Raw genomic sequence first — 1671 nt, forward strand, 5'->3', positions numbered from 1 at the left:
TGGTCGCCGATGCTTCGAGCCAGGGCCTTTTGGTACAGGCCGTAAAACTCGCTGTTGTCGCGCAGGCCATCCAACGCCTTACGGGCGGCGTTGGCGTTCATGTCATTGATCAGGATTCGCTTGACCGGCGCGGTGTTGCCGAAATGAACCAGGACTTCATCGACCAGCAACTGGCCTTCGTCGTCCGGGTCACCGGCGTGGATAATTTCCGAGGCGCGACCGATCAGCTGCTGGACCACTTTTAGCTGGTCGCTGGTACGGGCAATGGGCTGGTACTTGGCCGGACGCAGCTTCAGGGGCAAATCGGCCTGAACCCAGTTTTTATAATCAGGGTTGTGCACCTCGGGCGGGGCCAGTTCGAGCAGGTGGCCCACGCACCAGGTGACGATATCGTGGCTGCCGCACTCGAAATAGCCGTTCTTGCGTATGACGGTGCCCAAGGCCTCGGCAATGACCTGGCCCAGGGCGGGTTTTTCTGCAATAAAAAGTCTCATCGATCATGATCTCTATGATGACAATGGTGTATGAATGTGCATTTAGTAAGGGAAGTGCTCCAACAGAGGAGCCGATTACAAATAACGCGCCCCACTTATGCCGAGGCTATTGATGAGAAAAGCTCGATTCGCAAACCCCCACGGCGACCTGGTTGACCCTGTCGAATTTGTTTCACGTGCTCCTGCGAACTACAGAGCGCTTCAGGTTCTTCCTAACTGCGACGCTTGCCATGAAGTCGTTCATCTATATGGCGTCAATACGCCAAACGTGGAAACCACACCACGATTTGATCACGCAAATTTATCGAAAGAAGCCAACCCGCTTGACGATTGCATCCTGGCCCAGCGCACACGCCGCTTTCGCGGCATGGAGCCCGATGGATACGATGATGCGCGAGGCGAGCAGTTGCGCAAGCAATTCATCAACGATGAAAACCTGAAAACTGCCTATTCCTTTTGTTTAGCCCTTTGTGGAAAAGGCAACCTGCCCAAGAGTCATTTTCGATCCATGATAGCGCGCGCAGACAAAAAGAGAGTGTGGTCGTATGTAGGTATCGAAGTTTGGGCTATCCCTTACATACTGTTGACCCTTGAAGACTTTAGTGCCGAAAACAAAAGTGGCATGTCGTATGGCTTCCATTTTGTCTTCGATAAACGCAAAGGGAGTAACGCCTCCGCCATTTGGGACACTGTCAACCCTTGCAAATTGCTAAAAGTCTATTCCGATAGCGGTAACCCCACTCACGACTCTCCCTTTAGTGTGTCTAAAAACGCACTGACCTTGATGGCAGGTAATACTTCATGGGTGAAGTTGCAAGGCTTACTTCCTTGAGTTGGGGATGGCCGGTAAGACGCCATTGGGATCGCGCAAATTGGAGACGCCGTAGATGTCAATGATGCGTAAGTCCGATGGGCAACTGGCGTATTCACTCCCCTCGTAACCGCTTCTCATATCATGATCGAATCGACTGATCATGGTTTCCAGGGCACCCACCGCTTCGTCAAAGCTCGGACACTCTGCATAGGCATCATCCTCAGATTGCACCGTGCACGGGTGGTACTCCAGTGCCACCCGCGTCCAATGATCAAAACGCTCAAACAGCAAAGGCACTGTTTGGGCATTCACAAACCGGTTGGTCCATGTCAAAAGAGCCACAAATACGCCGGATTTCATTGC

Annotated in this window: 3 protein-coding genes; 1 reads left to right on the plus strand and 2 read right to left on the minus strand. The window is 52.5% G+C overall.

Annotation, left to right across the window (positions count from 1 at the left end):
• Positions 1-494, minus strand: a 494-nt coding sequence (locus ALO64_RS02660) for a toprim domain-containing protein (RefSeq protein ID WP_235804971.1), incomplete at its 3' end; no start/stop codon positions are given.
• Positions 495-606: 112 nt separating this feature from the next.
• Between ALO64_RS02660 and ALO64_RS02665 the strand changes: the two genes are divergently transcribed.
• Entirely contained in the window at positions 607-1326 is a 720-nt protein-coding gene (locus ALO64_RS02665; RefSeq protein ID WP_157058617.1) for a hypothetical protein, read from the plus strand.
• On the opposite strand, the gene ALO64_RS25475 is transcribed toward ALO64_RS02665, so the two are convergent.
• A partial coding sequence (locus tag ALO64_RS25475) for a hypothetical protein (RefSeq protein ID WP_162232057.1) occupies positions 1315-1671 on the minus strand: 357 nt, incomplete at its 5' end. The two genes, ALO64_RS02665 and ALO64_RS25475, sit on opposite strands and share 12 nt — an antisense overlap.

This window comes from Pseudomonas meliae, from assembly GCF_001400515.1.
Classification (GTDB): domain Bacteria; phylum Pseudomonadota; class Gammaproteobacteria; order Pseudomonadales; family Pseudomonadaceae; genus Aquipseudomonas; species Aquipseudomonas amygdali.

Coding starts and splice junctions, on each gene's coding strand:
- ALO64_RS02665 (WP_157058617.1), top strand. CDS start 607: ATGAGAAAAGCTCGATTCGCAAACCCCCACGGCGACCTGGTTGACCCT.